The 17491-nt window shown below is 71.8% G+C and carries 16 protein-coding genes; 5 read left to right on the top strand and 11 right to left on the bottom strand.

Annotated elements, in window-relative coordinates:
- The first annotated feature begins 40 nt into the window (after positions 1 to 40).
- Positions 41 to 1153: an ABC transporter substrate-binding protein gene (locus tag ACWCV9_RS14175; RefSeq protein ID WP_450786532.1), complete on the top strand. Its 1113-nt coding sequence runs from the start codon at positions 41 to 43 to the stop codon at positions 1151 to 1153.
- A 30-nt stretch (positions 1154 to 1183) separates the two neighbouring features.
- Here ACWCV9_RS14175 and ACWCV9_RS14170 read toward each other — a convergent pair whose 3' ends face one another.
- The 6 genes from ACWCV9_RS14170 to ACWCV9_RS14145 all read right to left on the bottom strand — a co-directional run bounded on the left by ACWCV9_RS14170 (position 1184) and on the right by ACWCV9_RS14145 (position 7186).
- A complete protein-coding gene (locus ACWCV9_RS14170; RefSeq protein ID WP_450786530.1) occupies positions 1184 to 2056 on the bottom strand; it encodes a YncE family protein in 873 nt (290 codons plus the stop codon).
- Positions 2057 to 2093: 37 nt separating this feature from the next.
- The gene (locus tag ACWCV9_RS14165) at positions 2094 to 3590 is read right to left on the bottom strand and encodes a Dyp-type peroxidase (RefSeq protein WP_450786528.1); all 1497 of its coding nucleotides are present in this window, start codon (positions 3588 to 3590) and stop codon (positions 2094 to 2096) included.
- Positions 3591 to 3718: 128 nt separating this feature from the next.
- Positions 3719 to 4210: a hypothetical protein gene (locus ACWCV9_RS14160; RefSeq protein WP_450786527.1), complete on the bottom strand. Its 492-nt coding sequence runs from the start codon at positions 4208 to 4210 to the stop codon at positions 3719 to 3721.
- Between the two features lie 105 nt (positions 4211 to 4315).
- Positions 4316 to 4828: a RipA family octameric membrane protein gene (locus ACWCV9_RS14155; protein ID WP_450786525.1), complete on the bottom strand. Its 513-nt coding sequence runs from the start codon at positions 4826 to 4828 to the stop codon at positions 4316 to 4318.
- A gap of 31 nt (positions 4829 to 4859) precedes the next feature.
- On the bottom strand, positions 4860 to 5546 hold the full coding sequence (locus tag ACWCV9_RS14150; RefSeq protein WP_450786523.1) for a DUF4328 domain-containing protein: 687 nt from the start codon (positions 5544 to 5546) through the stop codon (positions 4860 to 4862).
- A gap of 122 nt (positions 5547 to 5668) precedes the next feature.
- Positions 5669 to 7186: a transferase gene (locus tag ACWCV9_RS14145; RefSeq protein ID WP_450786521.1), complete on the bottom strand. Its 1518-nt coding sequence runs from the start codon at positions 7184 to 7186 to the stop codon at positions 5669 to 5671.
- 199 nt (positions 7187 to 7385) lie between these two features.
- Here ACWCV9_RS14145 and ACWCV9_RS14140 point away from each other — a divergent pair, with 199 nt between their 5' ends.
- Positions 7386 to 8708, top strand: a complete 1323-nt coding sequence (locus ACWCV9_RS14140; protein ID WP_450786519.1) for a cytochrome P450 — start codon at positions 7386 to 7388, stop codon at positions 8706 to 8708.
- Positions 8709 to 8742: 34 nt separating this feature from the next.
- On the opposite strand, the gene ACWCV9_RS14135 is transcribed toward ACWCV9_RS14140, so the two are convergent.
- Positions 8743 to 9894 (bottom strand): PP2C family protein-serine/threonine phosphatase, encoded by a 1152-nt coding sequence (locus ACWCV9_RS14135; protein WP_450786517.1) that lies wholly within the window; start codon positions 9892 to 9894, stop codon positions 8743 to 8745.
- Positions 9895 to 9942: 48 nt separating this feature from the next.
- Positions 9943 to 10746: a helix-turn-helix domain-containing protein gene (locus tag ACWCV9_RS14130; RefSeq protein WP_450786516.1), complete on the bottom strand. Its 804-nt coding sequence runs from the start codon at positions 10744 to 10746 to the stop codon at positions 9943 to 9945.
- A 73-nt stretch (positions 10747 to 10819) separates the two neighbouring features.
- Between ACWCV9_RS14130 and ACWCV9_RS14125 the strand changes: the two genes are divergently transcribed.
- Positions 10820 to 11638 (top strand): phytanoyl-CoA dioxygenase family protein, encoded by an 819-nt coding sequence (locus ACWCV9_RS14125; RefSeq protein WP_450786514.1) that lies wholly within the window; start codon positions 10820 to 10822, stop codon positions 11636 to 11638.
- On the top strand, positions 11635 to 11985 hold the full coding sequence (locus ACWCV9_RS14120) for a hypothetical protein (protein WP_450786512.1): 351 nt from the start codon (positions 11635 to 11637) through the stop codon (positions 11983 to 11985). Before ACWCV9_RS14125 ends, ACWCV9_RS14120 begins: the two co-directional genes overlap by 4 nt.
- Here the strand turns inward: ACWCV9_RS14120 and ACWCV9_RS14115 are convergent.
- Together ACWCV9_RS14115 and ACWCV9_RS14110 are read right to left on the bottom strand one after the other, a co-directional pair.
- The gene (locus tag ACWCV9_RS14115; RefSeq protein WP_450786510.1) at positions 11975 to 13249 is read right to left on the bottom strand and encodes a glycoside hydrolase family 6 protein; all 1275 of its coding nucleotides are present in this window, start codon (positions 13247 to 13249) and stop codon (positions 11975 to 11977) included. The two genes, ACWCV9_RS14120 and ACWCV9_RS14115, sit on opposite strands and share 11 nt — an antisense overlap.
- A gap of 82 nt (positions 13250 to 13331) precedes the next feature.
- Entirely contained in the window at positions 13332 to 14273 is a 942-nt protein-coding gene (locus tag ACWCV9_RS14110) for a glycoside hydrolase family 6 protein (RefSeq protein WP_450786508.1), read from the bottom strand.
- Positions 14274 to 14569: 296 nt separating this feature from the next.
- On the opposite strand from ACWCV9_RS14110, the gene ACWCV9_RS14105 reads away from it, so the two are divergent.
- On the top strand, positions 14570 to 15583 hold the full coding sequence (locus ACWCV9_RS14105) for a LacI family DNA-binding transcriptional regulator (RefSeq protein ID WP_450786506.1): 1014 nt from the start codon (positions 14570 to 14572) through the stop codon (positions 15581 to 15583).
- A gap of 88 nt (positions 15584 to 15671) precedes the next feature.
- Here ACWCV9_RS14105 and ACWCV9_RS14100 read toward each other — a convergent pair whose 3' ends face one another.
- Entirely contained in the window at positions 15672 to 17426 is a 1755-nt protein-coding gene (locus tag ACWCV9_RS14100; protein ID WP_450786504.1) for a cellulase family glycosylhydrolase, read from the bottom strand.
- Positions 17427 to 17491 lie beyond the last annotated feature (65 nt).

The following is a 17491-nucleotide window of genomic DNA, read 5'->3' as shown; positions in this document are numbered from 1 at the left end:
ATCGACTGCCACCGGATCATCGCACGGGAGACACCGACGCATGAACGCGCCCACATCGCGACCTGGAGCGGAGCGGAGTGACGGGTCGCCCGTCCGGATCGGTGCCCTCGTTCCGCTGACCCAGCCTGGCTGGGTCGAGGCAGGCCGGCACTTGCTCGCCGGAATGGAGCTGGCCGCTCGCGAGGTCAATGACGCCGGCGGGATCGGCGGCAGACCACTCGAGCTGGTGGTCCGGGACACCGCGGCCGATCCACAGCAGGCCGCGGCGGCCGTGGACGAGTTGGCTCGCCTGGGCGTGGCCGCCGTGGCGGGGGAGTATCACAGCGTCGTCGCGCGCGCCGCCGCCGAGCGGGCCGATGCCCTCGGCCTGCCGTTCCTCTGCTCGTCCGCGGTTCTCGACACGCTCACCGAAGAGCCGACGGAATGGGTGGCGCGCCTTGCCCCGGCGCAGTCCCGCGGCTGGCAGACCTACGCGGACTTCCTCCTCGGCGCGGGCCACCGCCGCATCGCCGTGGCAGCCCAGCCGAGTGTCTACTGGGCTTCTGGGACACGCATCCTGCGGGACCGTCTCGCTCCGCGCGGCGGCACCGTCATCGAACTCGACCTGAGCGCGCTCACCCCGACAGCGATGTGCGACGCGCTCGTCGAGCATCGCGCGACGGCCCTGCTTCTTCTGGTCGGCCACCCTGAGCCGGCACTGTCGATCGTGCGGTCCGTCCGCCGCGACCAGCGCCTCGCCGGGACCCTGATGGGTGCTCCGGCCGGGCAACCGGAGTTCGCCGAATGGGCGTCGTCGCTGGGCGGCGACGGCGCCGCGATCCCGTTCCTGCGCTACCTGCCCGAGCGCCTCGGCCCCCTCGGCACCCGGGTCGGGACGGCCCTGCGTGAACAGCTGGCCGAAGAGCCCTCCTTCGTCGCGTTCGAGGGCTACGACACGATCACCGTCCTCGCCGAAGTGCTCCGCTCTCACGGCACGGACCGGGCGCGCATCGCCGATTCCTGGCAGCAGGTTGTGGTCGAAGGCACCCGCGGGACGATCCGGTTCTCCCGCACGCCGGGCATCAGCGTCTGGCAATGGACCTGGCCGCCCCTCCAGATCGTCGACCGGGATCCGGCGGACCCCGGTCGCTTTCGGATCCTCCACACCGGCTGAAGCCGGCCGCGCCTGGCTGCTGCGAGTTCCTCAGAGGCTGATGACCGACACCGTGTCGGCGAAGAAGTTGGTCACGTAGAGGCGGGTTCCGTCCGGGCTGACGGCCACGCCCCGGGGTGCGCCGCCGACCGGGATCGTACCCACCACCTCCTCGCGTCCGGGATCGATCACCGACACGCTGTCGAAGGGGAAGTGGGTCACGTACACCCGGTTTCCGTCGGGGCTCACCGCGATGCCGTACGGGCCTATGGTGACCGGGACACGGCCGAGCAGTGTGTTGCCGGCGATGTCGATGATGGACACCCGGTCGGAGAAGTAGTGGGTGACGTACAGCGTCCGCCCGTCGGGGCTCACCGCCACGCCGACCGGGAAGTCCAGGCCGGTGAACGTTCCGAAGTCCCCTTTCGCGAACGCGTCGGTGACGAACACCCGGTCTTCCAGGGCCAGTGCCAGATAGACGCGCCTTCCGTCGGGACCGGCTGCCACCCCGTACGGCGCATGGCCGAAGCCACTGCCCTGCTCATCGTCCGGAAGGTTGATGATGAACAGCGTCTCGGTCTCCGGAACCGTGACGTGCAGTGTCCGTCCGTCGGGATTGGCCGCCACGCCGTACGGACCCTCGCCGACCGGGATGGTGGCCACCACCTCCCCACGGGAGAGGTCGACCTCCGCCAGGGAGTTCCCCTTGAACTGGGTCACGTAGAGGCGGGTCCCGTCCGGGCTCACCGCCACGCTGTGCGGGCTGCGCCCGACCGGGATGGTGGTGACCCCCGCCGCGACCGGGGGCGCGGTCTCCGCCTGGGGCACCCGCCGGTTCTTCTGCCGGGCCGCCTCGAGAAGGCGCTGCAACGGCGGGTCCAGGTGCGCCGCTGCCAGTTCCCGGCTGTCGTGTTCGATGGTCATGGCATGTCCTGCCTGCTGGGAGACGGACGCGCGGTCGTCACAGGCTGCTCAGGAACGGCAGCGAGGGCATGAAGAAGTACTCGCCGCCCTTCATGGTCACGGCCTGGGTGGGAGCGGGGGTCTCCTGCGTCGCGGCCTCTCCCCAGACCAGCGGCCATGACTGCGGGGGCCGGCTGCCCTGGCCGATGACCGGGTCGAGGCCCGGCTCGGGAGCCTGACCGTGTCCGGGGAATCCAGGGTTGTTCACCCACAGTTGCTGCACGAACTGAAACTGCTGGTCGATCTCGGAGTTGAACGCCATGAACAGCAGGCCGACGCCGCTCTCCGGGTCGACGCCCGGCGTCCGGTCCCCGTAGGTCTGTCCGCGCCGCGCCATCAGATGCCGCTTCTCCCCCTCCGGATCCTCGAACTGGCCGGACCCGCGTGGGTTGGTCTTGCGGACGTGTGCCTGGAACGGGCACTTGTGGGCGTCGGCGTCCTGGTCGTAGGTGAAGTTGTTCATCACCGGCGTGTGGCCTATGGCCTTGGGCTGGAGAGTGAGCGGGGTGCCGTCCCTGAAACGGCCGACGAACATCGCACCGGCCCGTGCGCGGTCGTCGTTGGTGAGATTCAGGGCATTGGCAAGCTCTTCCTCGGCCGCCTTGAAGGCCCGCACGTTCTGTTCCAGCTTGCGCAGGACGAAGTAGCTGCCGAAGTCCGTCCCGGGGTCGGGGGCCCCCGGGTCCGGGACCAGCACCCGGCCCAGCGACAGGAACGGATTCCATACGTCGGTTCCGTCCATCGTGTCGCGCTCCGCCTCCAGGTCCTCCGCGAGGAACAGTGGCAGGCTGCGCCCGTCGACATAGCCGAACTGCTCGACCGCGCGGCCCGCGTCATCGCGCTGGGTCTGGCCGGTCTCTTCGGCGATCACGGTGATCGAATCGGTGAGCAGCGCCTTGACCTCGGCGAGCCGGGCGTCGGCAGGGTCGGGATCGGCGTCGCCCACCAGGACGATGGCGTGGATCACCTGCTGGTACTCCTTCTGCCACTGAGTGGTCTTGGGGTCGCCCAGGTTGGCCACGGAAGCGTCGTCTTTCATCCCATGGTTGAAGATGTCGTCATTGAACGTCACGCCCAGTTGCAGCTTTTCGTAGCCGAGCGCCGACAGCCCCACGCCGACATAGGGGGTGCCGTTCGTGCCGTGTTGGTTGTGCGCGTCCGCTTCTTCGAGCGCCGTCCTGGCCGACTTCATGAGGGGGACCAGACCGGACAGGAAGGCCCGGCCCGCGGACGCGTCGGCGAACTGAAGGATCAGGATGTGCAGACGGTCGCGGACATGCCCCTTCAGGATGTTCGGCTGCAAGTGCTGGAGCATGGTGGCGTCGTCGCCGGTGGCGTTCTTCCACGACAGCGGTGCTGTGTTGTCGAGGTTCACGGGCATGGCAGCCCCCTTTTTCGATATTTCGGCACCTCTTTTCAGTCTGGTGGAGGGAGCCGAAATATGCGAATTGATCGAGGCCCTGGCATGTGCGGGTGCGCGGTATCGCCGGTTCACGGGTGACAAATTGAACGGTGAAAATCTCGGTTGACAGGAAAAGTACTTACACTCCCGGAAAATACTTCGCTGCATCGGGGCGATTTGCCAACAGGATGTGCCGGACAAATACTTGACGTGTAGGGAGGTCAGGTGCCGGACCGCACGGCACCCACAGGCCATACGACGTCGACGGCCAGCCCGGCCGAGCGGGCCGCGGCCACGGTGTCCGCCGTACCGCCGCCGCGGCTCGTGGGGGCGCTGCCGTCCCAGACGGCGACGAGCCGGTCCGCACCCTGGAGCAGTCGGCGATTGGCCGCTTCGTAGGCGGCGCGCCCCGCGTGCTCGTAGGGCATGACCACCACGTCGGAGGCGGCCTTCCGCAGGGCGTCGAACGCGGCGAGGTCCGCGGGACGGACCACCGCTTCCCGGTAGTCCCGGGACGGGATGATCACCGACAGCCGGCCGCCGAGCGAGAGGACCACCTCGGCGAAGAGGGTGTCGGCGCCGCGGGCCAGGCACGAACGCCCCACCAGCGTGTCGTTGCGCAGACCGGCCAGCAGGTCACGGAGTTCCGCGCGCACGGGGCCGACCGTTTCGTCGGCCAGGTCCATGTGACCGGTGACGGCGATGGTGACCATGTGACAACCCGCTTCCCGGCGAGGCGATGTGCCCTTCACCCTAACCCGCCGCGGTGGCGCGGAAAGCGGGAGCCGGCACGCGGCAGCGGGTGGGTGCCGCTTCCGTCACCGCGCGAGAGCGGCGAAGCCCAGCAGGTAGGCCACGGCGAACAGGAGAGGGACCCAGCGCTCCACGCGGCCGAGCGGAAGATAGACACGCCAGTCCCGGCCCTCGCCGAGCGCGCCCCATTCGGCGGCCACGAAGGCGCGGGCAGGCAACCGCTCCTCGAGCGCCCCGATCACCTCGAACTTGCCCTTGTTCAGCTGCTGGTAGGACCGGACCGTGATCCACCAGGCCGCGCACATGCCCAGCAGGACCAGCAGAGCCGCGAAGGCCAGCGCGACCGGGAACCTGCGGTGGTGCTCCTGGGACAGCCAGGTGCCGAGGAAGACGAGCAGACCGCTGTGCAGGGTCAGGAAGAAGGTGTTGGCGAGATTGCGCCGGGCACTGACCCGATCGGCCATCTCCACGCACAGCTTGTACTGCTCGAAGATCGCGGCCTGGTACGTCGCGGCCGTGTCCCGGTAGTGGTCCGCGTCGATGGCCTCGTTCCACAAGGAGTCACCGATTCCGGCCATGTGCCGGCCACCTTCCCCATCTTCGTCACCGTCATACCGCGTTCCGGACACCCTGGGCCTGCCACGCGGTGATGCGCCTGACCACGAGGATGACCAGCACACCGGCGCCCACGTAGAGCGCCGTGAGCAGCGTGGACACGTTCGCGTTGGACTGCACGTCCTGCAAGCTGTCGAACCTCGCGGACATGCGCCACTGGATCGGCTTGACGACGATGGTGGCCGCGAACAGCGCCCACCAGGCGTTGACCAGGGTGACGGGGACGGTCCGCCGCGGGGCGCTGGCCCGCCAGATGTCCGACACGACCTGGTACGGGACCCACAGGTTGACCACCGGGCCGATCCAGCCGCCCACCACCCAGCCCCGGGACCGGCGGTGCGCGGCGGCACCGCTCATCAGCTCGGCGTTGATCCGGGCCCGCCACAACCAGACCAGGAACACCACACCCGCCGCGATCATCACCACGAACGACGGCCAGGACACCAGCTGTGCGAGGGTGTCGGAGTCGGAGGCATCGAGTTCCGCGCTGGTCGCCCGCCCGGCCAGATAGTCGCGGGCGACGAAGTACAGGCGCCAGTTGGCCACCGTCACCAGGACCTCACGCACCAGCTCCAGCGAGACCAGCACCGTCACGGCGGTGGCCGGACCGGTCACCGCCCTGGGCCGCTCCCCACCGACCGGGCCGGCGTTCGCCGGAACGCCCTGCTGTGCACCGTCCATGATCCTCCCCCGAAGACCGGCGGCCCGCTGCGCACAGCCCGGGACCGGGATGCGGTGGGCCGCTGCCCTGTTGTGTCCCCGGTTTCCCGAGAGGTCATGCGGGACGGCCGTAACGAAACGCATCAGCCGAGGCCGGACAGGCGCAGCGCCCGGACCACGAGCCAGGCCAGCAGGGCCAGGGCCGTCACCAACGCGAGCCCTTTCCACAGCGACGTCTGTGTGGCGAGGGTGGCCCGCCAGGCCATCGTCCGTCTGCGGACCCCCACGGACGCCAGCGCGTCCTTCATGGTGCGGGCCACGTGGTGCGCGGGGGAGAGCATCATCATGGAGACCAGGCCCCCCTTCACGGCGCGGCCGGCGCGGCGCAGCAGCGCTCCCCGCGGGGCCGTGGCCCGGGGCACGGGCCCCACCGGGTGCACACGCGGCGTCCAGTCGGGAGAGAACGTGATGACGGCGGAGGTCCAGAGATCGCCCCCGGCCAGCTCGTTCAGCCGGGACGGGACCGGCAGATGCTCGTCCAGCCGCTCGGCCACCTCCGGCAGCCCGCCCGGCGCCAGCAGGACCAGCTTGTGCGCCGGCTGGTTGTCCCTGGCCTGCTGGATCTCCCACCACAGCCCGTCGCCCAAGCCCAGCCGCAGCACGATGAGTCGGGACAGGTCCATCAGTCGCAGCACGGTCGGCTGCCAGTCGTCCAGGGGCAGATAGAACCGCGCCGCCCCCAGCCGCGGCAGCGGCTCCCCGGGCCGGCCCACCGTGATCACCGGGCCGACGGCTCCCAACGCCCCGGTGAGCTGCTCCTCCCGCGAGTGCAGACCGATGAACGCCGCCGAGTCGTCGACCTGGGCCGTGGTGTCGTCGTCGGTGAAACTGCGCAGGTAGAGCACGGGCCGGCGGCCGTCGGCCAGCAGCGCCTGGGCCGCGCCGCGCGCCGAACGGAGGCGGCTGTGGCGCAGGATCAGCACCCCGGCACCCAACGCGGCCAGGCCACCGACCAGCGACAGCATGAACGCCGTCGGCGGCATGTCGGAGCCCTTGCGCTGCGCCGTGCTGACGGCGATGACCCCCGACGCGAACAGCACATAGCCGACGCCGCTGGCCACCAGGAACAGCGGCCGCCGCCACCAGGGCCGGTGCGGGAGGAAGCGGTTGACCACGCGGACGATCTCCGCGGCGCCCGACCGGCGACGCCGCCGCAGCCACAGAGCCGGCACGGGCAGCACCACGGCCGGCACCGCCCACGCCAGCGCGGTCACCCGCGACGAGCCCAGCCGGTGAGCGAGCCTCGTCCGATCCCGCGCGACCTCGGCCGCCAGCCCGGCGGCCCGCGCACGGGCCGGGGAGAACCGGCCCGCCTCGGCGTCGCGGGCGACGGCAAAGACCACGCTCCGGCTGCCTCCTGACGGGGCGTTCTCCGTGAACCACCGCTCGTCCGCGCGGAGTTCGTTGCGCGCGGACACGTCCCCCGCGGCCAAGCGGTCCAGCGCGGCGGTGAACGCGGCGGCCCGCGCCGGGGCGCCGTGGAAGCGGTCGCAGGCCCGCAGGTCCAGGCCCGCGGTGATCGCCAGGTGCAGCGCGACGTACGCCGTGACGATCGCGGCCGCCGTGACCAGCCGCGCGAACGCCCGTAAGCCCGAGGACACCCCAGCCCACCCCCCACCGGACCAGCGCCGTCCGGCGCAGACTGCGTCCTGTCCTACCATCCCGGCCCACCGGCCGGAACCGGTTCCGGCCGCAACCGCGCACCGACACCCCGCCGAGCCTCTGGGCGACCTGTCACCAGTTGTGCCCGCTCCCGTACAGTCCGTGCTGTCGGTCCCCGTCGACCAGGAGAGGACAAGCATGGACGTCGAAGCCGGTCCCGGTGCTCTTCCGTGCGATGCCGCAGCGGTGCGGCCCGTGCCCGAGGCCGGGCCCGGGCTGGTGGAGCGCTGGCGCGCGGGCGGGGGCGAGCTGGTCGAGTTGCTGTCCGAGGTACGACAACAGGTGGGCGGTGTCGCGGCGTTCCGGCTCGGGGCGGCCCCCACCGTACTCGTCACCGACCCCCTCGCGGTCCAGCAGGTACTCGCCCGGTACCCGGAGCTGTACGTCAAGCGCTCCCACCGCGCCCGGCTGCTGATCGGCGACGGGGTGCTCGCCGCCACCGGGACGGCCTGGAAGCGGCAACGCCGGCTGCTCCAGTCCCAGTTCACGGGCACCGGGATGCGCCGCTACGCACAGCGGATCACCGAGGCCGCCCGGACCACCGCACGGCGCTGGGCCGGATACGCCCGCACGGGGCAGACCTTCGACGTCGGACAGGAGATGCGCCGCTTCGCCCTGGACGCCATCTGGCGCTCACTCACCGGGCATCCCCTCGACGAGGGGACCGAGCGGGAACTGGCCGCCGTGGCCGCCGTCGCCACCGCCCTGCCGACCCTGCCCGCCGACACCGGCGACGCCCGGGCCGCCGTCGCCGCCGATCTCGCGCGGATCGACGCGGTCGCCCGGCACGCCATCGACGCCGCCCGGGCCGGCGCGGCAGGTCCCGACGGGCCGGGCCTGCTGCGCGTCCTCCTCGACGCCGCCGCGGACCACCCCGAGTACACCGACCGGCTGATCCGCGACGAGCTGGTCACCCTGCTCATGGCCGGGCACGAGACCACGGCCACCACGCTGACCTGGCTGTACCTCCTCCTCGACCGGTACCCGGCCGCCCGTGAGGCCGCGCTGGCCGCGGGCGGCGAAGGCTCGGCGGAACGCCGGCAGGCCGTCCAGGCCCTGGTCCACGAGACGCTCCGGCTCTACCCGTCCGCCTGGCTCCTGCCCCGGCACGCCACCGAGGACCACACCCTCGCCGGCCACGCCGTCGAGGCGGGCACCGACATCCTGGTCTGCCCCTACCTCACCCACCGCGACCCCGAACTGTGGCCGGAGCCGGAGCGCTTCGACCCCCGGCGCTTCCTCACCCCGGACGGCCGGCCCTCCCACCCGGGCGCCTACTTCCCCTTCGGCATCGGCCCCCGCGCCTGCCTCGGTGTGCAGTTCGCGCTGCGCGAGTCGACCGTCCTGCTCGAACACCTGCTGCCGGGCCACGTCCCGGTCTTCGAGGCCACCCCCGCCAAGGCGGCGTACGGCATCACCGTCCGCCCCGACGGCCCCGCCCCGGCCCGCCTGCGGGGCTGACGGCCCGGCCGCGTCGGCCGCGCACCGGGCCCGTTCACGGCGCCTCGGGCAGCAGACAGACCGCGAGTGCCGCGGTGTCGTCCGTCAGACCGGTGTGGCTGTAGGCCAGCAGGTCGTCGTGGAGCCGGGCGAGCAGGTCCCCCGGCGGCAGCGGACCCCACGAACGCAGGCGCTCCACCAGGGGATAGAAGACACCGGCCGCGTTCCGTGTCTCCGTGACGCCGTCCGTGTACAGCAGCAGCTGATCGCCGGGGCAGAACGGGTACGCGTCCACCTGATAGGGGTCGTCGACCAGCATGCCCAGGTTCAGCGGCGGAGCCGACCGCCCGCTGTCCAGCTCGCGCACCTCGCCGGCCCGCAGCGAGATCGGGGACGGATGGCCGCAGTTGACGATGCGGACGACCTGGCCGTCGGCCGGGATCTCGGCGAAGACCGCGGTGACGAACCGCTCGCCGGCCTCCCGGCCGCCGAGCTGCGTCGCCCGGCGCGTCATGCTCGTCTCCAGGCGGCCGACGAGAGCGGGCAGATCGGGTTCGTCGTACGCCGCCTCCCGGAACGCGCCGAGCAGCGCCGCCGCGGTCTCCACCGCCAGCAGTCCCTTGCCGCGGACATCGCCGATGAGCAGCCGGACCCCGTGCCGGGTGGGCATCGCCTCGTACAGGTCGCCGCCGATCCGGGCCTCCGCGGCCGCGGAGAGGTACAGACTCTCCAGCAGCAGGTTGCCGATGCGGTGCGGCACCGGGCGCAGCAGCACCCGCTGCGCGGTCTCGGCCACGAACCGCACATCGGCGAGGGTGCGCTCACGCCGGATCCGGTGGGCGGCCAGGATCGCGCCGAGGCCGCCCACCAGGGCCGTACACACATAGGAGGCGACGTAGTGACGGTCCCACAGATAGCCGACGGCCCGGCCGGCGCAGCACGGTGTGCCGGCCAGCACCCCTTCCAGGACGAGAGCGAACAGCGTGGCGGCGGCGACACCGGCCGGTCCATGGGCGAAGGCGGCCACCAGGGGTACGGCGATCAGCACGAAGCTCACCGGCCAGTCCACCGGAGTCACCGGCTCCAACAGCAGCACGACCACGACATAGAGGACCGGCAGCCAGCGCAGCCACGCGGGCGGCGCCGGCAGCCGCGCCCGGCTGTCGGCGGCGTCCTCCGGCTTCCGGCCGATCCCTGGGTGCTTCACCCGTCCAGCCTGGTGCGCCACGGCCCGGCACACCGGTGATTGCTCCGCTCAGCGGCATGTCAACGGCGCCCGCAGGGGTCCCTCGGGCCCGGCCGCCCGTACGGCACGCGGGCTCGCGCCCAGCTCCCGGCGGCAGGCCTTGTTGAAGGCCTGGAGGTCGGCGATGCCGACGGCCGCGGCGATGGCGGAGACGGACAGCGTGGACGACAACAGCAGATGACGGGCGCGTTGCAGCCGCCGGTATCGGATGTACGACACCACCGTGCGGCCGGTCTCGGCACGGAACACCCGGGTCAGATGGGTGTGCGAGACACCGACCGCGCGCGCCACCTCCGGTACGGACAGCGGCCCGGCCAGGTGTTCCTCCAGGTAGGCCTGGGCAGCGGCCACATAGGGGTGCAGGCGTCCGGCTTCGGCGCCCCTCGGCAGCTCGGCGATGCGCCACAGGGCGGACCAGACCTCGGCGGAGGCACGTGCGGGAGAGTCCGGCATGGCCGTCACGGTGTGCCGCAGCAGATCGGTCAGGACCGCACGCTCGGCCGCGGCGTCCTGCATCACCGGGACCTCCCGCGCGCTTCCGGCGCCCCGCAGCCGGAAGTGGACGTAGAGATGCTCCGACCTGCCCCGGTAGTGGAAGTGCACCTCGGTGTCCGGGGGCACCAGGCTGACCCGGCCGGGCCGGACGGTGTGCACCGAGCGGCCGAGACGCAGCTCGCCGTCGTAGCCGTAGAGGTGCAGCTGCCACAGGCCGGGCAGCCGGAAGACGTCGTGTGCGGTGGCCACGCCGTGTACCCCGATACCGGCGCCGACCACGGTGGGCGGCTCGTCGAGCCGTAGCGTTGCGCGCTTCACGAGGGTGGAAAGCTACCAGCGGTGGACGATTTCGGCCCACGACCCGGGCCGCCGGGGCCCGTACGTTCGTCGCATGCCCACCACCAAGCGACTCCTGACATCGGTTCAGGTGGCACGGTTCGTCGCGCACGGATATGTGCGTCTGGACGCAGTGGTGCCACCGGAGATCAACGAACGGGCCCTGGCAGCCCTGCCGGAAGGCCTGCCGCAGGTGCCGTACGGCACCCCGCTGGGCGAGGCGTTCGCGCAGGACACCTTCGTCCATCAGCTGCTCGCCCTGCCGGCCGTCGCCGGCGCGGTGGAGAGCCTGGTCGGTCCCGGCCCGACCGTCGACCACCACGCGGTGCATGTGCGCGAGCCGTACGAGGGACAGGCACAGCCGCTGCACGCCGACGCGATCATCGATGTGCGGCCGGACGCCTTCGACATCCAGCTCATGTACTACCCGCACGAGGTGACCGCCGGGATGGGCGGCACGCTGAGTGTGCCGGGGAGCCATCTGCGCAGGATCAACGAGACGGACATCGGCCGGGTGCAGAACCTCCGGGGGCAGACGCGGCTGACCTGCCCGGCCGGCACGGTCGTCCTCGTGCACCACGGCATCTGGCACAGCGGCCGCCGCAACGACACCGCGGACCGCCGCTTCATGTACAAACTCCGCCTCAATCCGACCGTGCCGCAGGTGCGGCTCTGGGACACCTCCGACCTGCACGACCCCGCGGTGACCGCGGAACTCGGCACGTACTTCCCCTGGTACGAGCAGGCCACGGCCCGGCTGGAGATCCACCAGCGGGTGCTGCTGTGGCGCGCCCTGACCGGTGACGACTCCTTCGACGTCGAGTACTGGGTCACCCGCGTCAGCAACCGGCCGGCCCTGAGGAGTCACCCATGAGGCAGCACGTCCTGGTGCTCTACCTCGCGACGTCGGCACTCGACTCCGATGTCGTGGGCTGGTCCCGGTACGACGGCACCGGCCGGTCCCGTCCGACGACCGGCGACGGCGACGAGCCGCCGTACCCCACCGGGCTCGCCGCGCTGCACGACGGCTGGCGCCTGTTCCAGGTCTCCCAGCTGCTGCCGCCGCAAGCAGGCCACGAGTACGAAGTCTCCTTCCTCAAGCACGAGTTCTTCTTCGAGAAGCTGGAGGAAGATGTGCCGCACCCGCTCGGGCCCGGACCCGGTGTCCCCGGACCGCCGGGGGCCACCGGGCCGCAGGCACCGCGCGGGCTCAGCGGTTGAACGTCAGACGGGGTACGGCGTTGCGGGCCAGGGTGTGCGCCTGGTCGGGCCACCAGGCGCCGGCGGGCGGGTCGACGATGCCGTACTCGGGGTCGATCGTGCCGCCGGTGTTGCGGGTGCAACTGCCGTCGGACTCACCGGGGGTCTTGATCCACAGGTAGGCGTCGACCAGCGGGACGCCGGTGTCGGCGGTCGGGCGCGGGCCGAGACCGCGGCCGGGCGCGTTGCACCAGACCTCCGGGTCGCCGGTGTACTTGCCCGGCGCCGGACTCCAGGCGCCCTGACCGTTGCGGCTGGTGTCGATCACGAAGTGGCGCAGCTCGCCGGCCGGCGGGGTGCCCACGTTCTGGTCGTACCAGGCGTCGGTCCACCGCCAGGTGGTGGGGTCGGTGGAGGACACGGAGCCGCCGGGGGTGCCGTCGTTGGGGGCGGCGGACGAGTAGTACTGGCTGGCGCACCAGTCGGTGTGGCCGCGTGCCTGCTCCGGGCCCTCGGTGGCGTACCAGAGGCACTTGGCGATCCAGGTGCCGTATCGGGCGTTGTGGTCGGTGGGGAGCATGTTGGACACGTTCAGGGAGAAGCCGTCGGCGCTCTGGACCCCGGCGTCCTCCAGCCGCTGCGCGATGTCGCCGACCGCCCGCCACTGCACGTTGCCCGCATCCAGGTAGACCGTGCTGTGGGACCTGGCCTTCAGGGTCTTCACGGCATACGCGAGGTCGGCGATGCGGGCGGTGGTGAGGTCGCCGGTCGGGTCGGTGGTGGGCCCGCAGTCCTTGGGCAGGTTGGCCAGCCCGTCGGGTTCGACGACGACCACCGCCTTGTTGTCGCCGACGCCGGCGGCGAAGGCGTCGATCCACTGGCGGTAGGCGGCGGAGGAGGCGGCTCCGCCGCTGGAGTACTGCGAGCAGTCCCGGCCGGGGATGTCGTACGCCACCAGGACGGGGGTCCGGTCGACGGCGTGGGCCCGGCGGACCAGCTGGTGGACCCTGCCGCGCACCTCGTCGGGTGTGCCGTCGGTGAACCACGCGGCCTGCGGCCAGCTCGCGAGCCTGGCCATGTCGACGGCGTCCTCGGTGTCGCCGTTCCTGAGGTCGACGAGGGCCTGCCGGGCGGCCTTGCTGTGCGGGTCCACGTAGAACTTCGTGGCCGGGCTGAGCGCGTGGTGCGCGGGCGTGGCCTGCGCCTGCGTCGCGGTGAAGGCGGCGCAGGCGGTGAGCGCCGCGAGGAGGGCGGTCGCGCGGCGCCGTAGGCTGCGGGGTTTCATGGCTGCTCCTGGTCGGGGGTGGCTGGGGGAGGATCCGCCGCCCGGCCGCGGGGAAGGGGATGGCCGGGCGCGGGGGCCGGGATCAGTAGCCGTAGATCATCTTGTAGGCGACCTCGGGGAGGAACTGGCCGGCCGTGGAGCCGGTTCCGACGCCGCAGTTGCCGTCGGACTCGCCCGGGGTCTTGATCCACAGCAGCATCTCGGCGCCTCCGCCCTTCTGGGTGGGCGTGCCGATCCGCCGGCCGGAGGGGTTGCACCACTGGCCGTTGGAGCCGTTGCCGTTGCGGCTGGTGTCCACGACGAACGGCTTGGTGTAGCCGTAGCGGGCGCTCAGTTCGCTGTTGACGGCGTTGCCGTAGGCGACGTTCTCGGCGGTGGTGAAGTAGTTGGAGATGTTGAGCGAGAAGCCGTGGGCCTGGCGCAGGCCCGCCGCGTTGAGGCGCTGGGCCATGGTCGCGGCGCTCACCCAGCCGGAGTTCCCGGCGTCGAGGTAGACCCAGGTGTTGGGCGCCTGGCGGGCGAACTCGGAGACGGCGCCGGTGATCATGCCCTGGCGCTCGTCGATCTGAGCCTGGGTCATACAGCTGTAGTCCGCGAGGGAGTCGGGTTCCAGGAGGACGAGGGCGGGGCGGCCGGCGATCCCGCCGGCGAACTGGGAGATCCAGCTCGCGTAGGCGGACGGCGAGGAGGCTCCGCCGGAGGACTGCCCGCCGCAGTAGTCACGGTGGTAGATGTTGTACGCGACGAGCAGGGGCAGCTTGTCCTGCTGGTCCGCCGCGCCCACGTAGGCACCGGCGGCGGTGCCGATGGTGCCGCTCCAGGAGCCGAACCAGTGCGCCATCGGGGTGTTGGCGATGGCCGCGCCGATGGCGGCCGCCCGCCCGTCGCCGGGGTTGGCGGCCACCCACTGCTTCGCGCTGGAAGCGGGGTCGACGTAGAAGCCGTTGGTCATGGTGGTCGGGTCGGCCGCGTGCGCGGACGGTGCGACGGCGAGCAGCAGCGGCAGAGCGCCTATCGCTGCCATGAGGGTACGGAGCCTGTGGCGGCGCATGTCGGTACCTCGGTTTCCTGGCGGGGATGCGCCGCACGCTCTCGTCCCGGGCTTGCGACGCGCTGAGGAAGTGCGGTGGTGCGAGCTTGGGAGCGCTCCCATTGGAAGCGGTTCCAGTGGCGCGGAGGGGCTTCTGGGTACGGCCGGTATGGTGTTACGCACTGGTAAAGCTGTCAAGAGTCGATGCCTCAACTGCCCTTCCCAGGGGGAGTGGTGAGCCGTACAGTCCTGTGACTGGAAGCGCTCCCGGTGCGGAAGGCGGATGGCCCATGGCGGCAGACGTGCCCCGTCGGCAGGCGACGCTCGACGAGGTGGCACGGCTCGCCGGCGTCTCCCGCTCGGTGGCCTCCCGCGTCCTCAACAACGCCCCGCACGTCAGCAGCGCCAAACGCGAGGCGGTGGAACAGGCCGTACGGCAGCTGGACTACGTCCCCAATCCGACCGCCCGTGCGCTGGCCACCCGGCAGACCGGAGCGGCTGCCCTGGTCGTCTCGGGGGAGGACCCCTCGATCTTCGCCGACCCGTTCTTCGCCCAGGTGATCGTGGGGGCGTCGGCCGCTCTGGAGGAGGCCGACCTGCATCTGATGCTGTGTCTGGCCGCCTCCGAGCGGGGCCGCAAGCGGGTGGCCGAACTCCTGCGGTCCCGGGGCGCCGACGGGGTCATGCTGATGGCGCTGCGCGAGGGCGATCCGCTGGCCCGGGTGGCCGAGGAGGCGGAGATGCCCGTCGTGTTCGGCGGCCGCCCGGTCGGTTCGACTCCCCGCTGGTACGTGGACGTCGACAACGTCGGCGGCGCCCGGGAGGCCACCGAGCACCTGGTCTCGCGCGGGCGGACCCGCGTGGCCGCGATCTGCGGGCGGCTGGACACCGAGGCCGGGCGCGCGCGGTACCGCGGGTACCGGGACGCCCTGCTCGCGGCCGGACTCGAGCCGTTGCCGCCGCAGGAGGGGGACTTCACCGAGACCGGCGGAGCCGCCGCGATGGCCGCGCTGCTGGCCCACCACCCGGACCTGGACGGGGTGTTCGCCGCCAACGACAACATGGCCGTGGGAGCGCTGCGCGTGCTGCGCGAGGCCGGGCGGACGGTCCCCGCCGATGTCGCGGTGGTCGGCTTCGACGACCTGGCCGTCGCGCAGATCGCCGATCCGCCGCTCACCACCGTCCACCAGCCCATCACGGCGCTCGGCCGGGAGATGGCGCGCATGCTCGTCGCGCTCGTCGACGGGCAGGACCCCACCCCGCTGATCCTGCCGACCCGCCTGGTCACCCGCTCCAGCGCCTGACGGCCGGGCAGGGGCCCGGGTCGCCCTGGCCGCCGGGCGGGCGGGGGCCAGGGCGTGAGGCGGGGCGTGGGCCGGGATGGGCGGCCGGTCAGGAGGCCGAGCCGGTGACCGTGCTTCCGGTCTTGGTGACGTGGTAGGTGACGACGGTGCCGCTCCAGAAGTGGAACTTCAGTGTCACCGGTTCGCCGTCGCGCAGCGTGTTCAGGAAGTCCGTGGTCAGGATGATCGTGCCGTGCGGATAGTCCGGCGAGAAGGCGCGGTTGAACTCCTGGTACGGCGTCCACGAGGCCTGTCCCGCGTTGCTGCCGTCGGCGTACGTGGCCTCCATGGTCGCCAGCAGGTCACCCCGGTACTGCGTGGGAAGGGCGAACGAACCGGTCGTACCCGTGGCGTCCGACAGCACCGGAGGGTCGTAGGTGACGATGTCGATCTGCCAGGGCAGCCCGGCGGAGAACCGGGCCTTGAGCGTGGCGTCGACCCCGTAGGCCCGGTCGCCGGCGAGCCGGGTCAGCGCGCCGGCCGTGAGGGTGAGCCGGTCGCCGGAGACGGTGTAGTCCCGTCCCGGGGCGAGCCGGGTGCCGCCCTGCCACAGGCCCCGGAACGAGGTGCCGTTCCGGTTCAGGGTGAGCGTCTGGGCGGTGATCGGGCCCGACTTCGGCAGGAAGACCTTGTCGAAGGAGGCGGTGCCCGAGCGGGTGGTCCAGCTCGACCTGATCCAGGCGAACAGGGCCGGGTCCCGCCACTGGAGAGTGGAGCGGTTCAGCAGGGAGAAGGGATCCCACAGGGCCGTGGTGACCCCGGCGACGCGCGCCTGGTGGCCGAGCTGTTCGAAGTACTTCAGCCCCTCACCCCGCTCGATGGGATCGGGGTGGGTGTAGTCGGGCCAGCTGAGCGTGCCGTACTCGCCGAGGTAGACCGGGATGCCCTTGGCGACGAACGTGTCGTGCATCCGGGAGAAGGCGTCGGTGAGGTCCTTCTGTGCGGTGGCGTCGTACCGGGTGCCGCCCGCGATGTTCACGCTGAACGGGTACCAGCTGTAGTAGTGCACGGTGGGGACGAGGTTCTTGTCGTGCAGCCTGCCCATCGTGGCGGACAGGTCGTCCATCAGAGGCTGGGTGGGTGAGCAGCCCAGGGTGGGCAGGACCAGCAGACGGCCGGCGTTCCGGCCGCCCGAGGCGCGGACGATGGTGTGGAAGGACGTGTTGAGTTCGTCGAGGAGCTGGGTCTTCTGCGCGTCCGTGGCGTTGTTGAACTGCGGCTCGTTGATGCTCTCGAAGAGCAGGGTGCGCGGCTCGTCCCGGAACGCCGTGGCGACCTGGGACCAGATGGCGTCGAAGCGGGCCAGCACCGTGTCGTGGTGGGCCGGCATGTCCGCGATCCACTGCCACGAGTCGTGGTGGACGTTGATCACGACGTAGAGCCCGTCCGCGAGCGCCCAGTCGACCACCTGCCTGACGCGGCTCAGGAACGTGGCGTCGATGGTGTAGGGCGCACCGGCGGACTGGTGGCCGCTCCAGGTCACCGGGATGCGGACGCTGCGGAAGCCCTGCGCGCGGATGGTGTCGAACAGCGCCTTGGTGACCGGCGGGTTGCCCCAGGACGTCTCGTCGGGAATCGCGTCCAGGGTGTTGCCCAGGTTCCAGCTCGGCTGCATCGCGGCCACCGCGCCCCTGGCGGACGCCGGAACCCTGACCGACGAGCCCGCCGGTTCCCGGGTGCTGCCGGGCGCGGCCAGGGCGGTGCCGCCGGCCAGCCCCAGGAGGACGGCCAGCGCCAGCAGCAGGGCCGCCAGGCGCCCGGGCGGGCGGCCGCGGTGGCGTGCGGGATGCCGTATGTCTGCCATGTGTCTGCCCTTCTCGGTTCCGTCGTGCCTTTCGGTGGGCGGTGGGCGGGGTCCGCTGCGCGGCC

The sequence above is a fragment of the Streptomyces sp. NPDC001606 genome, from assembly GCF_053596835.1.
Note: the sequence above shows the minus strand (reverse complement) of the source record. Positions and strands in the feature narration are given on the sequence as shown.

Coding starts and splice junctions, on each gene's coding strand:
- ACWCV9_RS14140 (WP_450786519.1), top strand. CDS start 7,386: ATGGACGTCGAAGCCGGTCCCGGTGCTCTTCCGTGCGATGCCGCAGCG.
- ACWCV9_RS14170 (WP_450786530.1), bottom strand. CDS start 2,056: ATGACCATCGAACACGACAGCCGGGAACTGGCAGCGGCGCACCTGGAC.
- ACWCV9_RS14100 (WP_450786504.1), bottom strand. CDS start 17,426: ATGGCAGACATACGGCATCCCGCACGCCACCGCGGCCGCCCGCCCGGG.
- ACWCV9_RS14120 (WP_450786512.1), top strand. CDS start 11,635: ATGAGGCAGCACGTCCTGGTGCTCTACCTCGCGACGTCGGCACTCGAC.
- ACWCV9_RS14150 (WP_450786523.1), bottom strand. CDS start 5,546: ATGGACGGTGCACAGCAGGGCGTTCCGGCGAACGCCGGCCCGGTCGGT.
- ACWCV9_RS14110 (WP_450786508.1), bottom strand. CDS start 14,273: ATGGCAGCGATAGGCGCTCTGCCGCTGCTGCTCGCCGTCGCACCGTCC.
- ACWCV9_RS14160 (WP_450786527.1), bottom strand. CDS start 4,210: ATGGTCACCATCGCCGTCACCGGTCACATGGACCTGGCCGACGAAACG.
- ACWCV9_RS14175 (WP_450786532.1), top strand. CDS start 41: ATGAACGCGCCCACATCGCGACCTGGAGCGGAGCGGAGTGACGGGTCG.
- ACWCV9_RS14155 (WP_450786525.1), bottom strand. CDS start 4,828: ATGGCCGGAATCGGTGACTCCTTGTGGAACGAGGCCATCGACGCGGAC.
- ACWCV9_RS14105 (WP_450786506.1), top strand. CDS start 14,570: ATGGCGGCAGACGTGCCCCGTCGGCAGGCGACGCTCGACGAGGTGGCA.
- ACWCV9_RS14115 (WP_450786510.1), bottom strand. CDS start 13,249: ATGAAACCCCGCAGCCTACGGCGCCGCGCGACCGCCCTCCTCGCGGCG.
- ACWCV9_RS14125 (WP_450786514.1), top strand. CDS start 10,820: ATGCCCACCACCAAGCGACTCCTGACATCGGTTCAGGTGGCACGGTTC.